27 protein-coding genes are annotated in these 22785 nt (G+C 62.6%); all 27 read right to left on the bottom strand.

Going from position 1 to position 22785, the window contains the following annotated elements; genetic code table 11:
• Positions 1-274: LysR family transcriptional regulator (locus CG471_RS08075; RefSeq protein WP_180275643.1), on the bottom strand; the 274-nt coding region annotated here is incomplete at its 3' end.
• 268 nt (positions 275-542) lie between these two features.
• Entirely contained in the window at positions 543-734 is a 192-nt protein-coding gene (locus tag CG471_RS08070; RefSeq protein WP_099231501.1) for a hypothetical protein, read from the bottom strand.
• A 94-nt stretch (positions 735-828) separates the two neighbouring features.
• Entirely contained in the window at positions 829-1077 is a 249-nt protein-coding gene (locus CG471_RS08065) for a hypothetical protein (protein WP_010336112.1), read from the bottom strand.
• Complete coding sequence (locus tag CG471_RS08060) at positions 1074-1667, bottom strand: hypothetical protein (protein ID WP_099231500.1); 594 nt, start codon at positions 1665-1667, stop codon at positions 1074-1076. Before CG471_RS08060 ends, CG471_RS08065 begins: the two co-directional genes overlap by 4 nt.
• The gene (locus CG471_RS08055) at positions 1664-1966 is read right to left on the bottom strand and encodes a hypothetical protein (RefSeq protein WP_099231499.1); all 303 of its coding nucleotides are present in this window, start codon (positions 1964-1966) and stop codon (positions 1664-1666) included. Before CG471_RS08055 ends, CG471_RS08060 begins: the two co-directional genes overlap by 4 nt.
• On the bottom strand, positions 1963-2259 hold the full coding sequence (locus CG471_RS08050) for a hypothetical protein (protein ID WP_099231498.1): 297 nt from the start codon (positions 2257-2259) through the stop codon (positions 1963-1965). The genes CG471_RS08055 and CG471_RS08050 overlap by 4 nt, the downstream gene beginning before the upstream one ends.
• Before the next feature lie 239 nt (positions 2260-2498).
• Entirely contained in the window at positions 2499-4997 is a 2499-nt protein-coding gene (locus CG471_RS08045; RefSeq protein WP_099231497.1) for an SGNH/GDSL hydrolase family protein, read from the bottom strand.
• A complete protein-coding gene (locus CG471_RS08040) occupies positions 4997-7447 on the bottom strand; it encodes a hypothetical protein (protein WP_099231496.1) in 2451 nt (816 codons plus the stop codon). The genes CG471_RS08045 and CG471_RS08040 overlap by 1 nt, the downstream gene beginning before the upstream one ends.
• Positions 7444-7839: a hypothetical protein gene (locus CG471_RS08035; protein ID WP_099231495.1), complete on the bottom strand. Its 396-nt coding sequence runs from the start codon at positions 7837-7839 to the stop codon at positions 7444-7446. Before CG471_RS08035 ends, CG471_RS08040 begins: the two co-directional genes overlap by 4 nt.
• 26 nt (positions 7840-7865) lie before the next feature.
• Positions 7866-8366 (bottom strand): hypothetical protein, encoded by a 501-nt coding sequence (locus tag CG471_RS08030; RefSeq protein ID WP_099231494.1) that lies wholly within the window; start codon positions 8364-8366, stop codon positions 7866-7868.
• A complete protein-coding gene (locus CG471_RS08025) occupies positions 8366-10672 on the bottom strand; it encodes a phage tail protein (RefSeq protein WP_099231493.1) in 2307 nt (768 codons plus the stop codon). The genes CG471_RS08030 and CG471_RS08025 overlap by 1 nt, the downstream gene beginning before the upstream one ends.
• Positions 10673-11047: 375 nt before the next feature.
• Positions 11048-11467, bottom strand: coding sequence for a hypothetical protein (locus CG471_RS08020; RefSeq protein WP_143560170.1), 420 nt, complete (start codon positions 11465-11467; stop codon positions 11048-11050).
• Complete coding sequence (locus CG471_RS08015; RefSeq protein ID WP_143560169.1) at positions 11460-12083, bottom strand: hypothetical protein; 624 nt, start codon at positions 12081-12083, stop codon at positions 11460-11462. The genes CG471_RS08020 and CG471_RS08015 overlap by 8 nt, the downstream gene beginning before the upstream one ends.
• Before the next feature lie 3 nt (positions 12084-12086).
• Positions 12087-12572, bottom strand: a complete 486-nt coding sequence (locus CG471_RS08010; RefSeq protein ID WP_099231490.1) for a hypothetical protein — start codon at positions 12570-12572, stop codon at positions 12087-12089.
• Positions 12572-13168: a hypothetical protein gene (locus CG471_RS08005; RefSeq protein ID WP_099231489.1), complete on the bottom strand. Its 597-nt coding sequence runs from the start codon at positions 13166-13168 to the stop codon at positions 12572-12574. Before CG471_RS08005 ends, CG471_RS08010 begins: the two co-directional genes overlap by 1 nt.
• Positions 13165-15975 carry a phage tail tape measure protein gene (locus CG471_RS08000; protein WP_099231488.1) on the bottom strand — a complete coding sequence of 937 codons (2811 nt, stop codon included), beginning with the start codon at positions 15973-15975 and terminating at the stop codon, positions 13165-13167. Before CG471_RS08000 ends, CG471_RS08005 begins: the two co-directional genes overlap by 4 nt.
• A gap of 14 nt (positions 15976-15989) precedes the next feature.
• A complete protein-coding gene (locus CG471_RS07995; protein WP_143560168.1) occupies positions 15990-16202 on the bottom strand; it encodes a hypothetical protein in 213 nt (70 codons plus the stop codon).
• A 47-nt stretch (positions 16203-16249) separates the two neighbouring features.
• A complete protein-coding gene (locus tag CG471_RS07990; RefSeq protein ID WP_099231486.1) occupies positions 16250-16654 on the bottom strand; it encodes a hypothetical protein in 405 nt (134 codons plus the stop codon).
• 5 nt (positions 16655-16659) lie between these two features.
• A complete protein-coding gene (locus CG471_RS07985) occupies positions 16660-17109 on the bottom strand; it encodes a phage tail tube protein (protein ID WP_099231485.1) in 450 nt (149 codons plus the stop codon).
• Position 17110: 1 nt separating this feature from the next.
• Complete coding sequence (locus CG471_RS07980; protein ID WP_099231484.1) at positions 17111-17530, bottom strand: DUF3168 domain-containing protein; 420 nt, start codon at positions 17528-17530, stop codon at positions 17111-17113.
• The gene (locus CG471_RS07975) at positions 17527-17877 is read right to left on the bottom strand and encodes a hypothetical protein (RefSeq protein ID WP_180275642.1); all 351 of its coding nucleotides are present in this window, start codon (positions 17875-17877) and stop codon (positions 17527-17529) included. Before CG471_RS07975 ends, CG471_RS07980 begins: the two co-directional genes overlap by 4 nt.
• A gap of 74 nt (positions 17878-17951) precedes the next feature.
• Entirely contained in the window at positions 17952-18293 is a 342-nt protein-coding gene (locus CG471_RS07970; protein WP_180275641.1) for a phage head closure protein, read from the bottom strand.
• The gene (locus CG471_RS07965) at positions 18293-18817 is read right to left on the bottom strand and encodes a head-tail connector protein (protein ID WP_099231481.1); all 525 of its coding nucleotides are present in this window, start codon (positions 18815-18817) and stop codon (positions 18293-18295) included. The genes CG471_RS07970 and CG471_RS07965 overlap by 1 nt, the downstream gene beginning before the upstream one ends.
• A 15-nt stretch (positions 18818-18832) precedes the next feature.
• On the bottom strand, positions 18833-19078 hold the full coding sequence (locus CG471_RS07960; protein WP_099231480.1) for a hypothetical protein: 246 nt from the start codon (positions 19076-19078) through the stop codon (positions 18833-18835).
• A gap of 88 nt (positions 19079-19166) precedes the next feature.
• Positions 19167-20558: a phage major capsid protein gene (locus tag CG471_RS07955; RefSeq protein ID WP_099231479.1), complete on the bottom strand. Its 1392-nt coding sequence runs from the start codon at positions 20556-20558 to the stop codon at positions 19167-19169.
• A 12-nt stretch (positions 20559-20570) separates the two neighbouring features.
• Positions 20571-21569 carry a head maturation protease, ClpP-related gene (locus tag CG471_RS07950; protein ID WP_099231478.1) on the bottom strand — a complete coding sequence of 333 codons (999 nt, stop codon included), beginning with the start codon at positions 21567-21569 and terminating at the stop codon, positions 20571-20573.
• The gene (locus CG471_RS07945; protein WP_099231477.1) at positions 21562-22764 is read right to left on the bottom strand and encodes a phage portal protein; all 1203 of its coding nucleotides are present in this window, start codon (positions 22762-22764) and stop codon (positions 21562-21564) included. The genes CG471_RS07950 and CG471_RS07945 overlap by 8 nt, the downstream gene beginning before the upstream one ends.
• Positions 22765-22785 lie beyond the last annotated feature (21 nt).

Here is a 22785-nt window from a genome sequence, read left to right as displayed (position 1 = left end):
GGGTGGGGGCGGGCGTGGCTTCCTCGGCCCAATCTTCGGGATCGTCCTGCGCCAGCAGGGTCATCGCCTGCGCCGTGCGCCGGCCCGCCGGGGTCAGCCGCGCCGCGCCGCGAATATCGTCGAACAGGCGATAGCCCAGCCGCATTTCCAGCGACGCCATGTCGCGCTCGATCACGGCGGATGAAACGCCCAGCGTCTGGGCGCAGCGCGTCAGGCTGCCCGCGGCCACCATCTGCGCGAAAATGTCGAGTTGGCGCAGGGACGGGTTGGTCATGGCCGAGCGATAGAACAAAGACGAGGCCGGGTTAAGAGGCGTTCTCGCGCATTTACCATCAATGGGCTGTTGACGAGCCCCGGTGAATGATGGCAGGGCGCGTCACCTGACGGGCGGGTATAGCTCAATGGTAGAGCACTAGCCTTCCAAGCTCTTTAAAATCCAGCAATCTCGGGCGCTCCGCTGTAAAACTGCCCTAAATCAGCTTGTTTGTTATCAATAGGTTGGATTTTCGGTGTAAACCGATTTCAGGCAAAAATGCGCTGGGTCAGTCTTGTTCACCTGCGCGCCTTTCACTATCGTTTTCCGGCTCCTGGCGCACCTTATCGTCATCGCGGCGCGCGTCAGGGGCACGCTTGACCGCCCGGCCGAGCGCCTTTGCAGCGGTCACGACATAGCCCAGCGCCTCAAACGCGAGCCCGACCTTGCCGAGCCCGCGCGTGATCTTGCCCAGTCCCATTAGCGCGCCCTCGTCAGATAGTTGGCCAGGATGCAGGCGCCGCCGCCGAGGAGAGCCACGGTCAGCCAGAAGGCGGTCATAATGTCGGTTAGGTTCATGGCTGCGGATCCTGCGCAGGAGGATTGGCCGGCGGCGCGTTGGCGAGGCTCTGGCCCATGCGATCAAGGCTCCGCTGCTGCCACCGCTCCTTGATAGCGTTGATGATGGCCATAAGGATCGCAGTCCATGCCGAAGCCTCGCCCGCGCTGTTGTCGCGGATCGCGAGGCCCATCAGCACCATGACGCCGATCGAGATGATGCCGAGCAGAACGATTTCGGAGAAGTGATCGTTGGGCGGGGTCATCGCGCCCACTCCCCGGTCTTCTTTTGCAGCCAGGTCAGGAACTCGCCCACCGTCTTGCCCTTCAAGATCGAAGGGTTTGCCTTGGTTGCGGCAGGGCCGGCAAGGGCTTCAGCGCTCGCCTTCACGTCGGCACCAATGATCGCAGCGGCAGTAACGCGGCCGAGGAAGTGCGCAGCGTACAGCGATGCCCTGTTGATCGGGATGCCCTTGCCGCGCAGATAGGCGGCGTTCTTTGCGGTGAACGTCTTGGCGCGCGCAAGCTGCTCATCGGCCGATGGCATCAGGCCGCCGAAGGCCTTGGACATGTCGGCGCCCCATTTGCCGCCTTCGCCGAGCCAGGTTGATTTGATGAACTGATACAGGCCCGAAGCACTGGAGGTGCTGGCCTTGATGTAAGGCCGGTCACCGCTCTCGATCTTGGACAGCATCGGCCAATAGTCATCGGGCAAGCCGGTTGCCGGCGCAGGCTTGGGCGGTGCCAGCTTGTCCAGCATCGCGATCGTGTCGAGGCCTGCCCAGCCGTCGATCGGCGAAAGGCCGGTGCGCTCCTGAAACAGCCGCACGAAGTCGTCATCGGAAATGGTGGTCATTGCAGTCCCCCTTGCCGTAGCTGTTCGATGTTCGCGCGCTCATGGCGCCAGTGCCGCATCATGCGGCCGATGAAGTAAATAAGGACGCCGATCGAAAAGAGCGTGGTGGCCCAGCCGTCGAAGGGGCTGCGCTGACCTTCCCAGATGACTGTCACCGTCATGAGCGAGCAGCCGGCGGCGAGCGCCATGCCGTTGCGCTCCCATGCATTGAACAGGCCGGGAAAGCGAACCAGCTTCCAGACGAGGATGATGGTTATCGCCAGCCGTGCCAGCGAGTTGAGGATGTCCCACGCGATCATTGCATGTCTCCTGTCCCAATGAGCCGCTCAAGCTTCTGGATGATCCAGGGCAGGATGATGTGTGCGGCGATCGCAAACAGGTAGGTCAGGGCCACGATAGCCCTTGCGTCATCCTCCTTTACCCCGACGAACTCGCGCGCCGCCCACGGCGTCACGAACATCGCGAACGTAGCGCCCATCAGGATCGCAAGCGCCATTTTCGTCTTCGTCATCGATCGCCAGCGCCTTGCGCCAAGCGACGAAACGGCTCCCATCAGCGCGGCGAGCGGGATGTAGACGAACCGCACCATCATATCATCATGTGCCACTGCGCGCCGCCCCCTGTTGTGTGTGCATTGTAGCCTCCCTATCAGCGCGGATGACCCGCTCGTGACGACGCTCGGGTTGCCGGCTGCTCAGCGGTTGCCAGCGATCCCGGCGCCTGGCCTTTGGCGGGGACGCCGGGGTCATCGGTCAATCGGCTGATTTACTGCACCCCAGTCACTGACGCTCACGACACCATGGAGCATCATCTGTTGGGCGGCGGAGGTGATCATGGTTTCCACACTGCGCGTGACCACGCGCTAACCAGCCTCGCTTTCCGCGCCGCGCCCGCAGCCGTCGGATGCAGATCATCACCTAACAGCGTGGCCTTGTTGGCCAGGTTTGCGCCAAACAGATCATGCATAGGTAGAACGGCCACCTGATTACGACGCCCTGCCGCGATGATCGCGTCCTGAAACTCGGACAGATAGACGCCGTTTACGTTAGGATTTACATTACTGTCGCCCAGCACTGCCGCTGGCCCGCGCCACCAAGGCGTCACCAGCGCCAATTCGATTAACGGGTAGGCGGTCAGAATGCGGCTGATGGCCAGATTGATACTGCCGCGCAGGTCATATTCGGAGGCGCTATCCGCAGCGCCGATGGCTCTGCCCGCCGACCAGTCGTTGGTGCCCCAATCCATGATGATGCGGGTGACATTTGCATAGTTTGTCGCCGCGAGCGCCGCCGCCTGCGGTCGGTTGTCGTCGCCGTTAAATGCAAACAGGCTATCCGCCGCATTGATCAGCGGCGTCCATATCCCGGTACGGACGCGCTCTGCCAGCCGCACCATGCTCATCTCGTTGGTGTAGGCGTCCGGTTCGCTCGACGTGACGCGCGGCGTCCAGCGACATCCGCCAAAACCACCGTTAATGACCGTCGCACCTGTAAGGGCGGCGACCGCCGCAGGGACGCCGAAGCTCTCGGTGATGCTGTCGCCAAAATAAACCCACGTCTCTCCCGCAAAGGGTAGCTTGGCGACCGTATCGACTTGGCGCTTGATGTCGCGCAGGCGATCGCGACGGGTGATCGCCGGATACCAATCGTCCTGCACTACATCATCGATCGTCAGTGCAGACTTGTGCTGCACATAGGACCATCCGCCGATCTGTGCCGTGCCGGTCACGGTCGCCAGCACACCTATGCGTAGCGCGGTCAGGTCAGCGCGGTCAGGCAGTTGACCGGCCACATGATAGAGCCGAGTTGTGCTGTCGATCTGGATATAGGAGGTCATAGTCAACCCGCCCACATAGATGGCTCCGGCATACCAATAGACGCCGCAAACCGGCCACGTCACACCATCCGATGCGTATGCATATAGGCTGGCGACAAAGTATTGGCCGCTCGATCCGGCATTGAGTATTGCGGCTTCCCGCAACCGGTTGCTGCCGCCCGTCCCGACATTGACGGCTTTGTATATTCCGCGCGCCATCATCTCCGCAGATGCCGGATCGACGGTCGAACTGCCGTTAATCCAGATCGGCGCGGCCTCCAGCGGATCGTTATTGCCGTTCGGCCAGATGTTTGACCATGGCTTGTCGCCGCGACGCAGCTTGTCAGCGCGTGCGTTGATGGCTGTGTTGTTGGTCGCTATCGCGCTGTCAGTAGAATCGCGCCATGCATCCCGCGTCGAGTAGCCAGACCAATCGACCATGCTCACCGCATTTGGGCTTAGTGCGTTTTCGGCGATAGCAGCGGTCCATCCGCCAATCTCGACCGCCGCGCCCGCCGCAAGTGTGTTAAGACCGTAAGCCATTGACGCCAGTGTCCCGCTGGCAGGCAAACGCGATCGGCCCCAATACCAACGCACCTTGTCGCTGATTTGCACATGGCCGCCGATCGCCTCAGATTGACCTGATACCTGCGATCCCCCCGAAAGTGCGTTATAGACGTAGATGGAGAGCATGGGCGAGGCGGGCCAGGTCGTGCCATCGGCGGACCTGACCAATGCGCCGACAACTACATATTTGCTTGCCGTTTGCGCTGGCAATGCATCACGCTTGTAGAGGGATGCCGCCGTGGTGCCGGTCCCGATCGGATGCACGCGCGACACGCCGAGCGCGGCCAGTTCAGCGCTGGCCGCCACCTGGACGGGTATTGATCCAGAGCCCTGGTAAGCACCTGCATTGAGCGCGCCAGACGCATCATAGGCGATGTTGCGCGCCCGCGATGCCTGCGCTGGCGGTACGTCGATCAGGCGCGGCGCAAGCATGAGCGGGGTCGCGGTCGCCGAATTGACCAGTACGCCGGTCGCCAGCTCGTGATAGTCGATGTCCAGCGTGATCTGGATGCTGCTGCTGGCGATAACACGCCGGGTCGGCCCCGATGCAGACTTGGCGATGGTCGCCTCCGTCGTGTCGATGACCGCGACATTGTCCGATGCGCGCCGTATGATGATGCGATCACCCACCGCGCCGTCCCCATGTGCGAACACGGCGATATAATAGTGATCCGCGCGATCCCACCCATAACCGACAACCTCACGAACGCGGATCGCCCGCGCGACCGACTTGTGCGCGCTGGTCCATGTCAGTCCGCTCGCAGGCCCGGTCAGGCTGAGCGCATCCGGTGCAAGCCACTGCGCCCGAAGCCCCTCCCGCTCCCCCGCCGCCATGCTGACCTTGGCGGTGCCGTCCGCGATCTGATCGGCCGTGCCGATCGCCGGGACGGACGGGTCCACCGCAGGAAAGTTGCCCAGCGTCTTAATCGGACTCGCAATATCAGCCATTATTTGACCTCCACCGGCACGGTGCCGGTCAGCTTGTTGGTGGATCGGATGAGGATGTAGTCGGCGGTGTGGCCGGCGGCGGTGGTGACGCTGACCACCGTCTTGACGTAGGACTCGCCAAAGCCGCCGATCGCGTAGCCGGTCGGATCGCCCAGGCTCGCCAGATAGGCGATATAGACATATTGGTCGGCCGCCGTGACGGTGAACGCCTTGGCCCGCGTGCTGGATAGCTCGCTGCCCGCCAGCGCAATCACCTGCGCCCCTGTCAGCGCCGTGTTGGCCGACACGCCCCAGAACCTGGCTGGAACCGGGGAAGTGCTATGCACCCATGCGCTGACGACCTCCGCATACTGCGCACGGGCGACAAGCTGCGGATGGGTGCTGTCCACCATGCTTTCGACACGCGCTCCCGTCAGCGCATCGGTGCTGTCCGTCGAGACCCCCCAGCCAGTCTCGCCGCTGATATGCTGATACCCGCCGATCAGCCAAACTTTGGCATCACCGCCAACGCGCTTGATCTCGATCGCGTCAGTCAGCCATGTGAGTATCGGCCAGTAAGCCTCGTACCATTCTTCGTCGGCGCCATCCGTCCGTCCTTCGCCGCCGACCATGAAGCCGATATGTGCGTCAGGGCAGGCGGATCGACTGCTGTCATAGAATGCGTTGAAGGCGCGCTGCACCTGCGCCAGTGCAGTCGCAGGTGTCTGGAAATTAATGTCATTGCGCAGGACATCGAAAAAGATGTGCGTCGGATCATCATAACCGAAGCGGGTCAGATAATGATCCATACTCCAGCGCTGTCCGTTATAGACGTTCGCGCCCGGAGAACTGGCGACCAGATATGGATTATAGCCGCGCTTCTGCTCGTCGGTCATCGCGCGATAGGCTGCTTCCTGACCAGCAGGGAGCGGGATAGCATAGTCCGTCAGTTCGTTGGTGTAGTGAGCAGACTGAATGCCCTCGCGGCCCTCGCCGCCATAAGACGGGGCATTGTTGGTTCCGCCGCCACCATTGATCATCGTCCCGACGCACTGAACCGCGTAGCCCAACGCCTCCAGAACCTTCGCAGCTCGAACTGGCGCTTCCCGGTTGACGATGCTGTTGCCCACAGCATGCAGCCGGACGGCGCCTGCCCCAGACAGGGGGCCGACATGGAAGGTTGTATCCATCGTGAATCGGCGCGACGGCTTGTCATGCGGGCGCAGGGTTACGCCGCCAGCAGCCTCCTTGATCTTGGCAGCGTCGATATAGATGCGATCACCCTGGCGCTCGTAAGGAGCATTACCGAACGTCGCCCCGCCGGCATAGATCGTGGCGACTAGATCAAGGAAATCATCCTTACGCTGGCCAATCTGACTCATGTAGAAAGGGAGATCGCGACCGCTGGTCAGGAAGATATGGCGAGATGCGCAAAAGCGCCGTGACGCCGTGCAGACCGGATAATCCTGCAACCCGATCGTGTAGACTTCGCGATCACCGACATAGAGTTGAGCACCGGTCAACCCAGCCTTGGCAGCGCCTGAAACGCCTGCTGCAAGACCGACGCGGATTTCGCGGACATTGTCCTGGTCAATGATGAAGCGACCGGCGAACACATATTCGTAGTCGGACAGCTTGCGCTCGCACGGCACGTCTTTGGTCGCGAGATAAGCGCCGCTGTCATTGAACAGGTGGAGTTGCATCACCGCGCCGGAAAGATCGGTAAGCGCGTCCAGCCCGACATACATACGGACAAAGCCGAACTCGCCACGCGACCGGATAGACCGGGAGCGCCAGTTCACCAGCACCTGACCGCCGTTGACACCAGCCTGCCACCATTTGGTGAAGCCCCGTCCGGTGATGTTGCCGCCAAGCGTCGGGCCATATACGCCGGTTGCCCCGTCAGTCGTGACTCCAGACATGTCCCAGCCGTCCATGGTCCGACCGTTGGCGATCAGGTTTTCGCCCACTGCATTGGCGAGGTCCACGACATCAAGCGTGGTATCGAGCGTTTCGCCCCATTTGCTGATGAGGATTTTGACGCGGCCGGGCTTGCTGTCGAGCAGCGCCTTGGCGTCGTTGAACAGCATGCCAGCCAGCAGCTTCGTGTCCATGTCCAGCACCAGCGCCCAGGCGGCATCAGTGGCAGACAGGACGATCTTGCTATAACCGAGCAGTTCCTCGCATTCGGCGTTCGCCACCGTGTTCGCGAGGTCGTCGCCCATGACGATATCATAGGCCCGCGAATTGAGCGGCCAGTAGATGCAGTTCATGCCGCCGCCCATGAGGTCGTGGCGGTCCCAGATGACGCGGGGGCCTTGGGCCGCGACGGATTGGGGGCGGATCGTAGCGAGATTGGCGTACAGGAGCCCGTCAATCCGGGTATCCAGGCGCTCGACTTCCGCATCGAGCCGGAGATTTTCCGGGGTGATTTGGATGACCTCATATTCTTCGATGATCGCTATGCTCACAGCTTGGTCACCCCTGGTTTCACGATGAAATCGCCCTCGATCCAGACACTCGGCATCCCGCCCGGCGGCACCACGCGCAGATCATACGGAAAGGCCTGGGCGGCATTGACTGCCGGCACATGGAGACCGGGCAATCCGTTTATGTCCGCCTCCGGAATGACGAGGTGCAGGCGGCCCTGGGCCGCGTCGACGATGCGGATGCCTTTGGCGTTCTCGGTCGTGGTCATCGCAAGATCGATCAGGACAGCAGCGGCGGCGCCATATTGGCGAAGCTGCATGGCGAAGCTGTAGCCTGTCAGGTCGATCGGCGTGAGCGCGCTCATCACCTGGAAGCGCCATTCAAAAGGCGCGTTCCTTCGCGCCTTCAGCGTCTTGTTCGCTGCGGTCGTCATCTCATCTCCGATGTTGGTCGGTCAGGTCAGGGCCAGGTGATGGCCGAATAGGCCGCCTGCTTGGCGGCGCTGGTTGTTGCGGCGCGGATCGCGCGCTTGGCCTTGGTTGCTGTCGCCTCCACGGCGGCGATGCGGCTGCGGGATATCTCCATGCCGGTTTCAAATCGGGAAATGACCGTCGCCAGATCGTCGGCGCTCGCGCTCGCCTCGGCCATGGCGAAGGGGTAGCGGGCGGTGCGTTGCGGTATGGTCAGCGCCGTCAGCAGGGTGCCGACGACATTGCGATAGTCATAGACCTCCTGCGCCTTCTGGGCATAGGCGTAGGACTGGCCCTCACCTTGCGTCATGACGGCCGCGCGCAGCCTTTCGCGCTCATGGTCGACTTCCGCCAGAAGCCGTGCCTCCAGTTCGATCAGGTCGCCAGCGGCATAATGGTCGGCGGGCAGCACCTCGATCACCGCCGCGTCATAGCCCTCAGGATAGACCAGCGATCCGTCGGCCTTCAGCCGGTGAGTGGGTCGAGCCATCAACCGTTCCACCCCACGGTCAGCACCGCTTCCGGTCCGACGGTCAACGTGCCCGTGCCGATATAGCGCCGGGTGAGCAGTTGGAATTCCCAAGTCGCGCCGGTCGCCGGCCCGGCGATCGAGGCGGAAATCGACAGGGTCGACGGCTCGCCCACGCTCGCGCCGTAAGGATCCTGCGTTTCCGCTGCCAGATCGGTCCATGTGCCGCTGCCGGGCGTGGTGCGATACTGGATCTTGCCGGCGAGCGCGCCTGATCCGGACGACGCGCCATAGGGAAGATTGACGTCCACGCTGACCGATCCGTCCGGCCCGACCGCCAATGATAGCGGGCCGCCGCCGACCGGGCCATAGCTGGCGCTGTTGTTGATCGACAGCGTCGTGTCGGTCGCCGAATTGACCGATCCGCCATCACGCACCTTGGTGAAGTTGACGTTTGCGACGCCGACGGCCGTGCCGTTATAGCTGGCGATGATCTGCGCCGTACCGCGATCGGCGGTGATGGCATCGATCGTGAGCGTCCGGTTGCTGGTGCCGCCAAGCGATGCGACCAGGTTGGAGGTGGTCAGGCTGTAGGTGGTCAGCGGATCGTCGCTGATATCCTCGGCACCCCGGTAGACGAGAAAGCTGGTCGACAGCGGGAACTGGCCGGCCTTGGGAACGCCGGCATAGGTGCAGCTGATCGCGCGAACCCAGCCTGATGGAGCCATGGAATAGCCGTCGGCGCCCTTCACAACCTCGGTCGCGATGTCGTCGCGATCCTCTCCGGTCGACAGCGCGGGCGTCGGCGGCGCGGTGCCGGTGCGGCCCAGCGCGAAATCATGCTTGCCGGCCGTCTCCGACATCAGGGTGAAGGTGACCACCATGGTCTCCGGGTCCAGCTGCCGCTTCAGGATGATCGCATCCTTGCCGGCCAGGCCATGCTCGGGCAGTTGCAGCGTGATCATGTCGCCCGGCCCGAAATGACGCATGTGCGGCTTGCACGGGATGATGATCGGCGCCAGCTCGCGCCCGTTCAGCAGTTTGTAGGCGGCCAGCTGGGCGGCCTGGTCCTTGTTCTGGACCAGGTCATATTGCTGTTCCTCGATCTTCGGCTCGCCATCCTCGGTCACATAGCTGGCGATGCTGACGAGATCGGACTGGACATATTCCCACTTGTTCGCCTCCGACCGATACTTCGGGCGGATGCCGTTCAGCCGCTGCGCCCATGGCTGCATGGCGGTGACTTCGGCGTCAGGGTCAGCCAGATCCGCGTCGGTCAGCGTATAGAGCGAGATCCGGGGGGCGTTGAACTTGAGGCCCAGCTTGCCGCCGCGCCACATCGGCTCGGCCGCACCTGCCTCCAGGATGCGCTTCAGGTTCGCCCAGCGGTCGCCCGGCTCATAGACCACGCCGCCGACCTTCCAGCCGTTGGCATCGCAGATGTTCGACAGGGTGACGAAGTCCTGAATGATGATGCCGTCCGCCGGCAGACCGACACCGAACACCTTCTTCCCATTGCGGAACCGGCCCAGCACATAGGCCAGAGCATGCTGGCCTGGGCATTCCGAATAGGCCCAGGTCGTCTCATCCGCGATGCGGTGCGATCCCGAGCCGCCCGCATAGGTGCTGTCCTTGCGCGCGTCATAGGTCATGACGCCCTGCCAGACTGCGCCCGAGGCGGGGAAACCGGATGCGAATCGCTTCCCGTCCTTGTCGAACAGCGCGTTCCACAGGATCGCCGCCTTACTCGACAGCTTGTATGCACTGCCCCATCGCGGCATTCCCGACCAGTGCGGCACCAGCGCCGTTTCGCTGAACAGGCCGCGCCGGAAATCGCGGTAAAGGAACCCGGAATAATAGCCGGTCGCAGCGGATCCGCTCACCGGGATCTGGGCATAGTCGAGATAGATGCCTTCCAGCGACTGGCATGGGCCGGCGACCGAATATTCGATCACCATGCCGCGATAGGGGTTCTTCACCTTCTTGAGCGTCGCGCCATAGCCGACATCATGACGCAGCACGCCGCCGCTATAGGTCCGGCCCAAGAGGCCGGGCGCTACAGGCTCGGCGGCGATGATGACCTGATTGATGGTGCCGCGCGCTGGCGGCTTCTTGGCCGTGATCTGGGCGCCGATTGTGGCCACAGTAGCGGCGAGCGTCGCATACGTCGCGATGCTCGTGGCCGTTGCAGATATGGCGGCGGCCGAAGCAGCACCCGCCGTGGTGCCCGCCGTAAACAGTCCTGCGCCCGCCGCTGCACCGACGCCAGTTGCCACAAGCGCGACCGCGCCTGCGATAACTGCTACAGTTCGCAACGTCTTGGACATATGGCGTAGGTCCCTTTGGAGGAATTGAATGCGATTTGCAGTTGGTGCGGCGCTGGTTGCGCTCGGCGGATGCGTCTCGGTCAGTGACGTTCGGGCAAAGCCCGCCTACTTCACTGGCAGCTCTGTAAAGCCTCCGAACTCTGTGGCTGCTTGCGCCGCTAGCGCGCTTCAATCTGGAAGCGGAACTTCGGTTGCATCCGTTCCGATCGAGAATGGCACTTCCGTCGTTCTGTCGGCTCAATCGCCCCAAGGATTGACGCCTTTTGTGATTGTGGACGTTCGGGGGCACGGGAATGGTTCAGCCATCGAAATACGCGCAAATGGTCCTAGGCCTGACGATCCGAGCAAAAACTTCGCGAACGTGATTGCCTGCCTCTAAAGTCGCCAAGCACCGACGACCTGATTCAGCGACAAAACCAGCTGCGGCTTTACGCCGCTGGGATCATCCTCATGCCAGCCGACCAGCTTGCCTGCCGTGTCGGCAATGACGATCGAGTCAAAGGCGTCATCGCCGGGAAGCAGCGCGAGATCCCCGACCCACATTTCTGCGGGAGTGATGCGCGGCAACAGGCTGTCGAGCAGCGCGGCGACATCGGCGAACCCTGTCTTTGCCAGGGCCGTGCGAGCGCCCAACGCGGATCGGAAATCCGGGATCGCCGGCGGCGTGTGCCCCATGTTGCGCATCTGGGTCCGGGCGAGATGAATGCAGGTCGCCCGGTTCTTCCAGCTGAAAGGCCGGTCGAACTTGGCCAGGGTTTTCAGCGTCGCGGCGACGCGGCGATTCATCTCAGACATTGTCTCTTGGGTTCCAGAAGTTGATCGCGTTCCACCCGCTCGACGGATAGATCTGCGCGCTGCCGCCGTTCGATCCCGGCTGCGCCTCGGTGCCCCACGCTACGGCCGACGTCAGGCCCGTCGCATTCTGCTCGCCTAGCTCGCCGGGATAGACGTCTTGATGGAAGGCGTCCGACAGTGAGTTGCCGTCATTGGAGTTGAAGAACCGCTCACCCATCGGCACGAAGCTCATCTCCAGCTCACGCTTGCCCTTGCCGATGATCAACTTCGTCTGGTCCAGTTGACCGTCGAATTGTTGATCCGGTTCGCCTATGATCTGACCGGTGGCCATGTCCAATTCGGCGATCCAGAGCCGCAGGCGCGATCCCTGCATTCCTGGCGCGGACAGCTCGGCCGCAGCCGCCGTGCTGACCGGCAGGAATGTCATGGCGAAAGCAGGAACCTCGTCGCTGACACCTTCCTCGAAACCCTCCATCGTGCCGACGACGCCGAACGTGTCATCCTTCGACATGAAGGTTTCACTGCCCCATTGCGAGAAGCCGCCGTCGCACAGACGAATGGTCCGTCCGTCCCGAAGCTCCAGCTTCAGGAGGCCGGTGAGAGCCACGCTTTGCATGGATCAGGGCCGGGCCAGCACGCCGCCCAGGGCGAAGCCTGTGCCGATCAGGAAGCAGATGAGCGACAGGATGGCGGCCGCGATCGCGGCGATCTGGGCATTCTGCCCCCGCCGCCATGGCGCGCGCGGATCATGTCGGGCGGCGGCACCAATCATTTCATCTTCCACCTTCCACGCCGAATATTGGGCAGTCAGGTAGAACTGGTCCTGCGACAGATGCGCAGCCAGATAGGCCGCCATGTTGCAGACCAGGCCGGCCGCGAAAGCCGCAAACGCCGTCCAGATGCACTGGAAATCGAACCGCACGACATTGGCAGAGCCGATGAAGGTGAACAGGGCGACCAGCGCCCCGCCATTCACCAGCGTCAGGGCCTGCAATCCTGACTGGGCGAAGCCGATGGCGAAACCAAGACGATGCTCGGCTTCCTTCGTCTGCTGGTCATAATGGCGCATGCTGGCCGCTTGCCGCATCGCCCTATCATCCTGCATCACGCCGCTTCCTCAATGGTGAAAGACAGATTTTCGACCAGCCCGCCCAGCGCGAGCGACCATCCCATTTCATTGCCCTCCACCAGTCCTTCGATGGTGGGCCTGGCCAACTCGACAATCGCTCCGTCGGCAAAGGGGTAGCGGAGGTTGGGCTGCACCTTCAGCACGATCTTGCCATCCGCGTCGGCGAAAGACTGCGCGCCGACCTGGTGCAGATAGCCCTGGCCAGTTGCATCATGGATGGCGAGCCAGAAACCTTCTTCCGCGGCATAGTGCGGGGTCAGTCCACGCAGATTGATCAGCGCGCCTGACTGCCCGGCGCCATCAACGACCGGAGCACCGGGGTATCCCTGGTCGACACCCTGAAGCGGATATTCGACTTTCAGGCCCGCCGCCATTCCTTGGACCAGACGGGACACGATGCGCTGCGCGGGCAGGCCCATGCTGACGGGGATGGTCATGGCCACGCGGAAGCGGTTGCCGTTCCGGTTGATGCGCAGCGCCGCACCGCCGGTCGCGCCCTTCTGCACGCCGCCGAAATCGACCAGCGCCGGATTGGCGCCGTTGGGATGACAGCCCTCGGGCAGTTCGATCACGCAAGCCTCCGGCCGTTACGGCGAGCGGTCGCCCGCTGCGCGCCCACCGATGCACCAGTCGCCGCCTGCACCGACATGGGTGCCGCCACGCGCGCCGCGCGCCCGTCGACCACGACATCGAAATAGGCGGACGGGACCACCTCGACCCGGCTGCGGCCGCCGCCAGTCGCTTCCGACCCGTTGGCATGGACATAGCCCGAGCGCTTCGCGGTGAAGAGCTCCGGCCCCCGCTCGCCCACGACATAGGTGCTACCGGCGGAAACCGGCCCGCCATTGGCGCGAAAGCCCGATATTGGCGTGAAGTTGGCGAAGGACGTTTGGAGGTTCTTGCCGAACGCCCCGGTGCCAGCGATCGCGCCGAAGGCATTGAATGCGCTCGACAGGATATCCAATATGCCGCCGCCCTTGATGGCATTGGCCAGATTGGAGAGGGCGTTGAGCGCCGTGTTCGCCATGTCGACGAAGGATTTGCCGGCATTGTCATTGGCGGCCCTGAGCGACTTTGCGGCGTCTTCGCCCGCCTTGGCCAATGTCGCATAAGCATCATCCAGCATGCCGGTGACGGGCGTGATGTTGCCCAGCGCCGGCGACGTTTCTTCGCGGGCAGCATCGCGCGCATCCAGCACCCGGCCAGTCTGCTTGTCGATCGCCGCCTTGCGCGCATCGCCCGTCAGTGTGGTGTCGTTCTGGAGGGCGATCAGCGCAGCCTCTTCCTCGCGCAGCTGGGCGACCTTGGGAAACAGATCGTCCATGATGCCGCCGACCTTCGCCGCCATCTCGCGGAACTTGTCGGCGGTTTTCTTGGTCGCCTTGTCCGTCTTGTCGACCATCAGGGCATCGAGGCGAGCCATGTTGGCGCCGATCGCGTCGACCATGTCCGGCACATAGGAATGGCCGACAACCACATCCCACAGCCATTTGAACTTGTCGGCGACCGCCTGAATTTGCTGCTTGGCCCGACCCCAGATGACATCGAGCTTCACGCCCATCCACTGGCCGATGCCGACAACCAGGCGCTCAATTCCCGCCATGGCGGCATCGTAAAGGCCGCCGATGACACCGCCAATGGCCTGCACAGCGGCGACCACCGCCCCCTTTGCATGCTCCCATGCGCCGGAAAAGTCGCCGGACAGGAGCGCCGTCCATGCGCGGATCCCTTCGGCAAAGACCTTGAACACGCCGCCAACCAGCGAAGAGAAGGCCCTGAAGAAGCCGGGCAGCTCGGCGCCAATAACGCTGGCGACCAGCGAGGCAAACTTGCCGATTTCGGTCAGCACGGCGCCGATGACATCGACGAAGCCGCTATTCCATAGAGCGGTCGCCGCATCCTTCAGCGCATCGAACAGGGCGATTGCCGACGGTCCGATCGCCGCCACAATGGCATCGCCGACTTCCGACAACAGCGGCCCGATCTTGTCCCAGTTCTGCCAGGCCAGCCAGCCCGCAGCGAGAACCGCCGCCACAGCCGCAACCGGCGGCACCAGCGCACTCATCACCGCCGCCCAACCGCCCGCCGCCGTCGCGGCCGTACCGATCATCGCAGCGATCGGCGCAACCGCGCTCAGGAAGCCGCCGATCGCGACGGCTACCGGGCCAAGGATCGCGGCGACGCCGGCGACGATGGACACGAATTTCAGGATGGCCGGGTTCGTCTCCGACAGCCGATCGACGATATTGCCCACGGCCGTCACCAGCTGCGTCGCCCATTCCAGGAAGCCGGATTGGGCGATGGCGATCGACAGGGTTTCTACCGCACCTTTCAGCTGCTCCATCTGGCCATTGAAGCCCTTGAGGCGCTGGGCCGACTGCGCAGCGGCATCGGTCTCGGCGATCTTTTCCTTGATCGTGTCGATGCCCTTGGCGCCCTGGTCCATCAGGCCGATGGCCGTGCTCATGGCATCGGTGCCGAAGATCGTCTTCATGACATCGGTCTTGGCCTGGTCGTTCAACCCGCCAAGCTTCGTGCGCAGCTCTTCGGCAATCTCGGCCATCGACCGCAGGTTCCCCTGCGCATCATAGAATTGAAGGCCATATTGCTTGATCGCCGCAATCGCGGGCTTCGAGTTGCCAGGCAGGGCGAGCAGGAACGTCTTGAAGCTGGTACCGGCATCCGACCCGCTGGCGAATAGCGAGGATGTTCCAGCCAGCACAGCATTGAAATCCTGAAAGGATACGCCGACGCTGCCGGCAACGCCGCCCGCCTGGGCGATGCCCTGGGCAAAGTCGGTGAAGTCGAGCTTCGACTGATTGACCGCACCGGTGATCTGATTGACGGCGTTGGGCAGTTGATCCGTGGTCAGCTTGAACTGGGCCATCACGTCGGTGATCGCGTCAGCAGCGGGGGCAAGCTCCGATCCCGCCGCCGATGCCAGATTCACCGCTGCGGTCGTGGCCCCGTCCAGGATCTGACGCGCATTCAGGCCGTTCTTGGCCAGCATGTCCATCGCGTCGGCCGCGTCGGTGGCGCCGAACACAGTATCCTTGCCCAGCTTCAGGGCCAGATCATTCATGGCCTTCATCTCGGCCGCAGTGCCCTGCGTCGAGATGGCGACCTTGTTCATGCTGCTTTCGAAATCCCCGCCCATCTTGAGGACGGCAGCAGCCGCGCCAGCGACGGGCAGGGTGACATATTTGGACAGGTTCTTGCCGATGTCGCTAAAGCCGTCCGCAGTGCGCTGGATGGACTTTTGCGCGGCCTTCAGGCGCTTTTCCGCGTCCGTCAGCCCCTCTTCGAAAGCGAGGCTGTCAAAGCCCAGCACATAGCGCAGGTAGCCGAGCACGACCCCCTTACCCTGTCCGTTCGCCATTCAGCACTCCAGTTTCATGATTGTCGCGCGGCTGCGCGTTCGTCCTGGTCCGCCTTGAACCGGCGAACCATGGCCAGCATTGCCGAAGTCCCGCTGGGCTTGGGCGCATTGCCGGGCTTGGGCAGATAATGTTTGACCTCCCGGAGCGTCTTCTTCCGGGCCATCGATTCAATCTGATGGGCAAGGATGACGATCCGCTCCTGGTGACCGCGCGCGCGACCACGCATGATCACGCCATAGGATCGGAACGTCTGCCTCCAGAAGGCCGCGGGCTCTAGGCCTTCTGCTGCCCAGTCTTCTTGCGCTTCGTCCCAGTCCCAGCGCTTGGCATCGCCTTTCCCTCCGCACTCGGGTCCGGCTTTGGCATCGCCCCCGTCAGCGCCTTGCCGATCGCTTCGCCGGCACCAGGCGCATTGAGCAGACGAATGGCATCGGCATGGCTGACACCGGGATGGTGCGCCCGCAGGCCGCCGAACAGGATGGCGCCCAGATGCTTCAGCCGGGGCTTTTTGATGATATTGCCCTTGGCGTCGACCTTGGGCGACAGCGCCTTGAGCAGATCTTCCACCTCCATATCGGCGGCTTCCTCGGCCTCGGCGAAGGCGTTCATGTCCATGACGATCAGATAGGAAACGCCGCCATGAACGAACGACGCCTCGCCGCGTTCGATATTCGCCATGGGCGTCAGGCCTCGTAGGCTTCGATGTCGTCAATGGTGACGACGCGGAACGTCGCGGTAGCCTCCATCACGCCATCGATCGAAACTTCGCCGCGATCATAGCCGATGCATTTGGCCGTGCCGGTGATCTGCGCGACCGGAACGCCGTTTTCCGGCAACACCGCCTTGAAAGGGCGGACATCGCCGGCCTTCAGCGCCGCTTCGCACAGCGTGTCGGTGTCGGACAAGGCGCGGGTGTTCATGACGACTTCGAAGTCGCTGTCTTCATAGAAGGTGCTGACATATTCGCGGCGCCAGCCCGGCGACTTGAGATGCGTCGTTTCGGTCTGCTCGCGCGTGCCGCCGCTGGGCACGCCGAAGCTCTTGACCTGGTTCAGTTCATACAGCGTCGTCGCGTTCTGGAAGTGGAATTCCCCCATGTAGCCGACAGTGGCTTCCTGCGTTTCACCGGGCATTTCAATCTCCTACATGCCAGATAAGAAGATCCACCGACTGCCGATGGATATATGTGCCGCTGGACTGGGTAGCTTGCCCCGAGCCTACGGATTCCCCAAGGTCGCGCTGGCCATCGACCAGCGCATTCCCGAATTTCTTGCCACCCACGGTCGCCGGCGGCTGCAATGTGTCGATCAGGGCCTTGGCGAGCGCGAGCGCCTGAAGCTGGGTTTCAGCCCAGCAGTCGCCTTGCAGGCGGGTAAAGCGGGCACCATCAATGCCTTTCAGGTGCGCAGGGCGCGGATCGGACACGACCTGCAAGGTCACAGCCGGCAGCGGCTCACCCTGCGGACGGATGCCCCAGTTGATGCGCTGCTCGACAATGGCCGTCACCAGCGGGCTGTCGAGCAACCGGGCGGTAACGCCTTCATGGAAGTTCATGCGCCACCCTTTCGCGCCGCGCGCTTGGCCTTGCGGATTACCGCCGCGTCGATCTCGATCGGCAGCAGGACGGCAAAGGTGTCGTCCATTTTCTGGCGGTTGCTATCGACCGCTGGCCGGAAAACCGGCGTTGCGGCCTGGTCGCTATTGCCGAATTCCAGCTGAACGCCGGCGATGTCGGCCAGCACCACTTCGACCGCGACGCCCTTCTTCTGCTTGGCCGGCTCGACATCGACGCTTTCATAGGTGTCGCCGGTCAGGTTGTGCGGACCAACATTCGCCCGCACGCCCCGCGCAAGGATCTCGGCCGTATCGGTCAGCGCGCGTTTGCCGACATTCCGGGCCATGGCCCGGCTCATGTCATTGAGCTGGCGCGACGCCTCCCGGAAACCCTCCAAGCGCGAAGCCGAGCGGCGTGCCATCAGGGCACCCGCATCACAGCGTTGATCTTGATGCCTTCGCGGCCGATCGGCACGACGGCGCGAATATCCCAATGCCCATTCATGAAAGCGATACGATCAGCGGTCGTGATCGCCTTCGTCATGCTGCTGGCCAGCACTTCGAAGCTCGCGGCCTGCGTCGCCTCAGTCTGCGCGGCGGCGCGCTGCTCTGCACCAGTGCCAAAGAAGACGTTGGCCCAAAGCTTCGCGTGCTCGGTCCAATCCATGATGGGCTGGTTTAAGCTGTCGCGGCTGACCTCAGTGAGGCGCTCGATCACAATGCGGGTGTCGCGACGGCCCGCCCGGAGTGACGATACGGCCATTATACCCGCCAGTCCTTTAGACCTCGGCATAGCGCTTTGGCGGCTTCCTCAACATCGGCTGTCAAGCCCCCGGTCTCGCGGTCATGGTAGTAGCCTGCAATCAGAAGCTTCATCGCGCGCATGAGGTTCGGAGAGAACTCTTTAACGGCATCCGCCGAAGCGAAGCCCGCCGTCAGCTCCACCGTGATGCGGCTGCCGAGGTACAGACCAGGCCAGCTTTTGCCGAGCAATGCGCCGGGCCGCGCTGCAATCTGCGAAACATAGAGCGAGGCATCCAGCAGCTGCCCCACACCGTTCGCGTCGATATACGTCACACTGTCGATCGTATCGATCGGCCAGCTGCGCAAGCGAGAGGTGAAGCGAGGCAACACCTCTCGCACGGTGCGCTGGGTGAGGATCAGCCCCGTATAACTCTCAATCCATCCGCGAGCGTCGACGATGATGTCGCCAATCAATCCGTCTTCATCGCTGCCATCAACCCGTAAATGGGCCTTGGCTTGCTCAACGGTAATAAGCTCCGCCATCGTCGCGCTTCCTGGTTACTTCGCCTGCTCGGCGAGGCTTTTCTCGACCGCCTCTTGGCCGGTCAGGGTCGGGTCGTTGAAGTCAATCTGGTTCTGCTCGACCGTCGTGCCGGCGCGCGGATCATTGTCCACTGCAGGATGATCCAAATCGACGTCGGGGACGATCTGCTGGGGAGCGCCCGACGTGTCGACTTTGTCGGCGGGCGCAATGTAGGCTGCCTTTTTGGCGGTATCTTCCGCCTCGGTCTTCTTGGTGGTCATGGTGTCCTCCTGGGGTTGACCGAAACGGCGCTGCACGCCGCTTCGATGAACCGGGGCGACGTGAGCCGCCCCGGAGGTATTCAGCGGCTTATGCGCCGGTGCCGATCTTGATCGCTTTCATCGAATCGGGGTTCTTCACCCCGCCGCCCACGCGCTTTGTCGCGTAGAAGCAGATGTAGGGCTTGTTGGTGTAAGGGTCGCGCAGCACGCGAAGGCCGATCCGGTCGATAACCAGATAGGTCTCGCGCATATCACCGAACAGCGCCGAGATGGCGTCAGCGGCGACGTTGGGCATGTCCGGCACGTCGATGACCGGGTAACCCGCCAGCGTCGAAGGCTGGCCTGCCACAAAAGTCGGCTGCCAGAGGAAGTTGCCCTGGCCATCCTTCAGCTTCCGGATCGAACCGAGGGACGTGCGGTTTAGATACCACTTGGCGTTGGGGGTATAGGCTGCCGGCAGCTTGTACATGGCATCGACCATGCCATCGGCAGTGAACAGGGCAGCCGCGCCACTGTTCACGACCTCGATCGCGCCCCACGGGTGACGGTCATCATGGGCGCCGCCGTCGACATAACCAAGGATGCCATGCGGCTTATTGGTCCCATTGCCGGCTACAAAGGCAATCCCTTCCTGGCGCGAGAATTCGGTGTCGATTTCACCGATGAGCCATTCGTCCAGATTGATTTCCGCGTCGTCAAGAAGATCCTGGCTAGCAGCGGCATTGGCGTAGATCTCGCCCAGGCCGAACGGAAGGGCGGTGAACTGCGGCGTGGAGGTAGCCGGGCGCGATGCCGTTTCGCCTACCCAGCCGCTGCCGACTGCACGGTCGGTGAAAAGCTTGGTGAAGCCGCGCTTACTGATGCGGATCACGGTCGCTTCCTGCCGCATCGGCGAAATCAGCTTCAGGCGCCCGCTGATGGTGCGGTCCCATTCGACAGGAGTGAGCAAGCCACCGTCGGCGTCGACACCTTCCGACATTGCCGCGCGCGGCCCCTTCTTCTGCTCGGCGCGCAGCGTTTCTTCGTCTTCTCGGCGACCATCGCGCATGAAGCTGGAGAATGCAGTGGTATAGGCAGGGTCGGACGGATCGGTCGGCCCGCCCGGGTTCATCGACGCTGCAGCGATCTTGAGCGCGTGCTCGTTGAGCGTCACCTCCAGCGCGTTCATCGTGCCGTTGAGCGCGTTCAGCTTCTCCGTAACCTCCGCGCCATCGGCCTTCTTGCCGATATTCGCTTCGATCGTGTCGCGGAATTCCTTGTGAGCGGCCTGAAGCTGCTCAATCATGGCCTTCGGATCATTGGTAGCGTCAGCGCGCACGGTTGCGCCGATGAGCGCGCGCGGCAGCACAGGCAGTTCAGCGCGCGCAAGCGTCGGGGGCGTGAGGGTCAGTTCCGCCTTTGGGGCGGCGAACATCGAACGGAACGGATGGGCGAGCAGGGTCGCCACCGCCGTGAGGGCGGTTTTCGTGTGGTAGCGCATAAAAGCTCCTATTTACGTGCGGAGGTCAGTGAGCAGCGACTGCGCGGCAGCCATCCACCCATCGTCGGTGCCTTCAGCGCCAGGCGTGTCGGCGGGGCCAGGGGCAGCGCCGGGCGTGCCCTTGAGGCTCTTGATGCGGGCGCGCGCCTGTGTGCGTGTCATCCCGCTCGAAATCAGCGCCATTTCCATGGCTCGGACGTCGTTGATATCGCGATCAGAAGCTTTAGCCTTTTCATCGACCTTGGTCTGATCGGCGGCCAGCAGCTCGTCAGCAAAGCCGCGATCGATAGCGACCGAGCCGGACATATAGGTCTCGGCATCCATCCACTTCGCGCAATCCGCGACCTTCTGACCGCTACGCTGGGCATAGACATCCGCCATGGCCTGATCGAACGGTGCCAGATAGTCCGCGACCTCCAGCATGTCGTTGCGGTTGCCAGCGGCATACACCCAGCAATTATGGATCATCAAAAAGCTGGCCGCGCCGATCTGTACCGTGTCACCCGCCATTGCGATAATGGAAGCGGCAGAGGCTGCCATGCCCATCACCTTGATTGTCACATCCTGCGGATGCTCGCGCAGGACATTATAGATGGCGAGGCCTTCGAACATGTCGCCGCCGGGGCTGTTGATCTGAACCTCGACGGGCCGGTCACCGATCGCGCGCAGCTGGGCAGCCACTTTCTTGGCTGTCACGCCACCACCGGTCCACCAATCCTCGCCGATGATGTCGAACATCGTAATGACGTTGTCGCCCGTTTCCAGCGCTGCGGGACGGATGCCGGCTGCATCTGCGTTCCAACGATCCAGAACGGTGGCAGGCGAAAATGCACTGACTTCGCGGTTGGCAGGAATTGGCAGCGCTCCTGGTCGGGCGCGCCCTTGCGGGCGGCCGAGAACGGCAGGCGGTCGACCTGGCTTGGGACAAGAGGGCTTGGCACCTGGCAGAGGGCGAGTGCCGACCGTTTTCACAGCAGCCGGCTTACCCGGCGTGGACTTATGATCACTCATCGTCTTTTCCCTTCGCCGATGGCGTTGATTTGGACGGCTGCGGCAGATCGTCGCCGCCATCGATCGGATTGAGATCGAAGGCGCCACGAACTTCGTTGGCGGTCCGATACGGATTGGTTTGGCCCAGCGCCTTTGCGAAGAATTCGGCCTGATCCTTGAGCGAGCCGCGCAGCAGCGCGCCCTCGTTGAATTTCACATAAAGTTCGTCGGCATCCTGCTCTTCGATAGTTAGGCAGGAACGCTCTATTGCCTGCTCCCAAGAGACGAACCAAAGCATGAGGCAGTAGGTTACGAAGAACAGGCCCAGCTGCTCGATCCCACTGCCCCAACTCGTTTCATCGAACATCAGCAATGGCCGAGGCACACCTGTGATGCGCGAGACTTCTTCGGCCTGGCGCTTGCGCATCTCGTCATACTGAGCGTCTTTTGCCGACGTGATGAATGGCTTGGCCTTTAGGCCTTCCTCCAGCACCATCCACTCACCCGCGCTTTCTGCGCCGGAATGATCTTCGCGAAGGCTGTCGCGTAACTGTTCGATCGCTTCGGAGCCGAGCGTTTTGTCCGTCTCCAGTGCGCCGCCCGCCATCACGCCCCCGCTGAGCAGCTTACCAGCGGCCTTTTCGGCCTGACTGGCGATGCCGATCGCATTTGCTGCGATGTCCACCAGGTCGAGGCCGCGCAGCCCGTCGCACGTCACCGGATGCCGGAAATGGAAAACATCGGCTTGTTGGAGCGTGACAGTACCGCCTTTGGGCCGGCGATACTCAAATGTCAGCTTCCAGTCGTCGGACAGGTGCGGGGTCACGCTTTTGCGTGGAAGCGGGATCAGGGCGATAACCTGATTTGATTTACCACGTACCATGCCGCGAACGATCAGAGCATAGGCATTGCCGTCGAGCAGAGCCAATGTCTGCATATAGCTCTTGAACTCGAACGCAGTCTGATACTGGTTCGGCCGTTTGTGCAGGATGCGATAAAGCGCATGATCCCGCGCTTTCTCGATCCGCTCCCGCCCATTGACGATAGACCGGCGCATCAAATGCGTCGGCAACATGCCAATACTGCCTGCAATCAGGTTGACGGCGCGGAAGAAGGTACTGTTACGCAGCGCCATCTTTTCCGAAACGGGCACGCCAGATGAGCTGGTCCGACCGCCCCGCATAAATTCTTGAAGCACTGGACTGTCGAAATCCATGGCAGTCAGCGCCTGTACGGC

Origin of the sequence: Sphingobium sp. IP1, assembly GCF_002708645.1 — a bacterium.
GTDB lineage: Bacteria > Pseudomonadota > Alphaproteobacteria > Sphingomonadales > Sphingomonadaceae > Sphingobium > Sphingobium yanoikuyae.
Note: the sequence above shows the minus strand (reverse complement) of the source record. Positions and strands in the feature narration are given on the sequence as shown.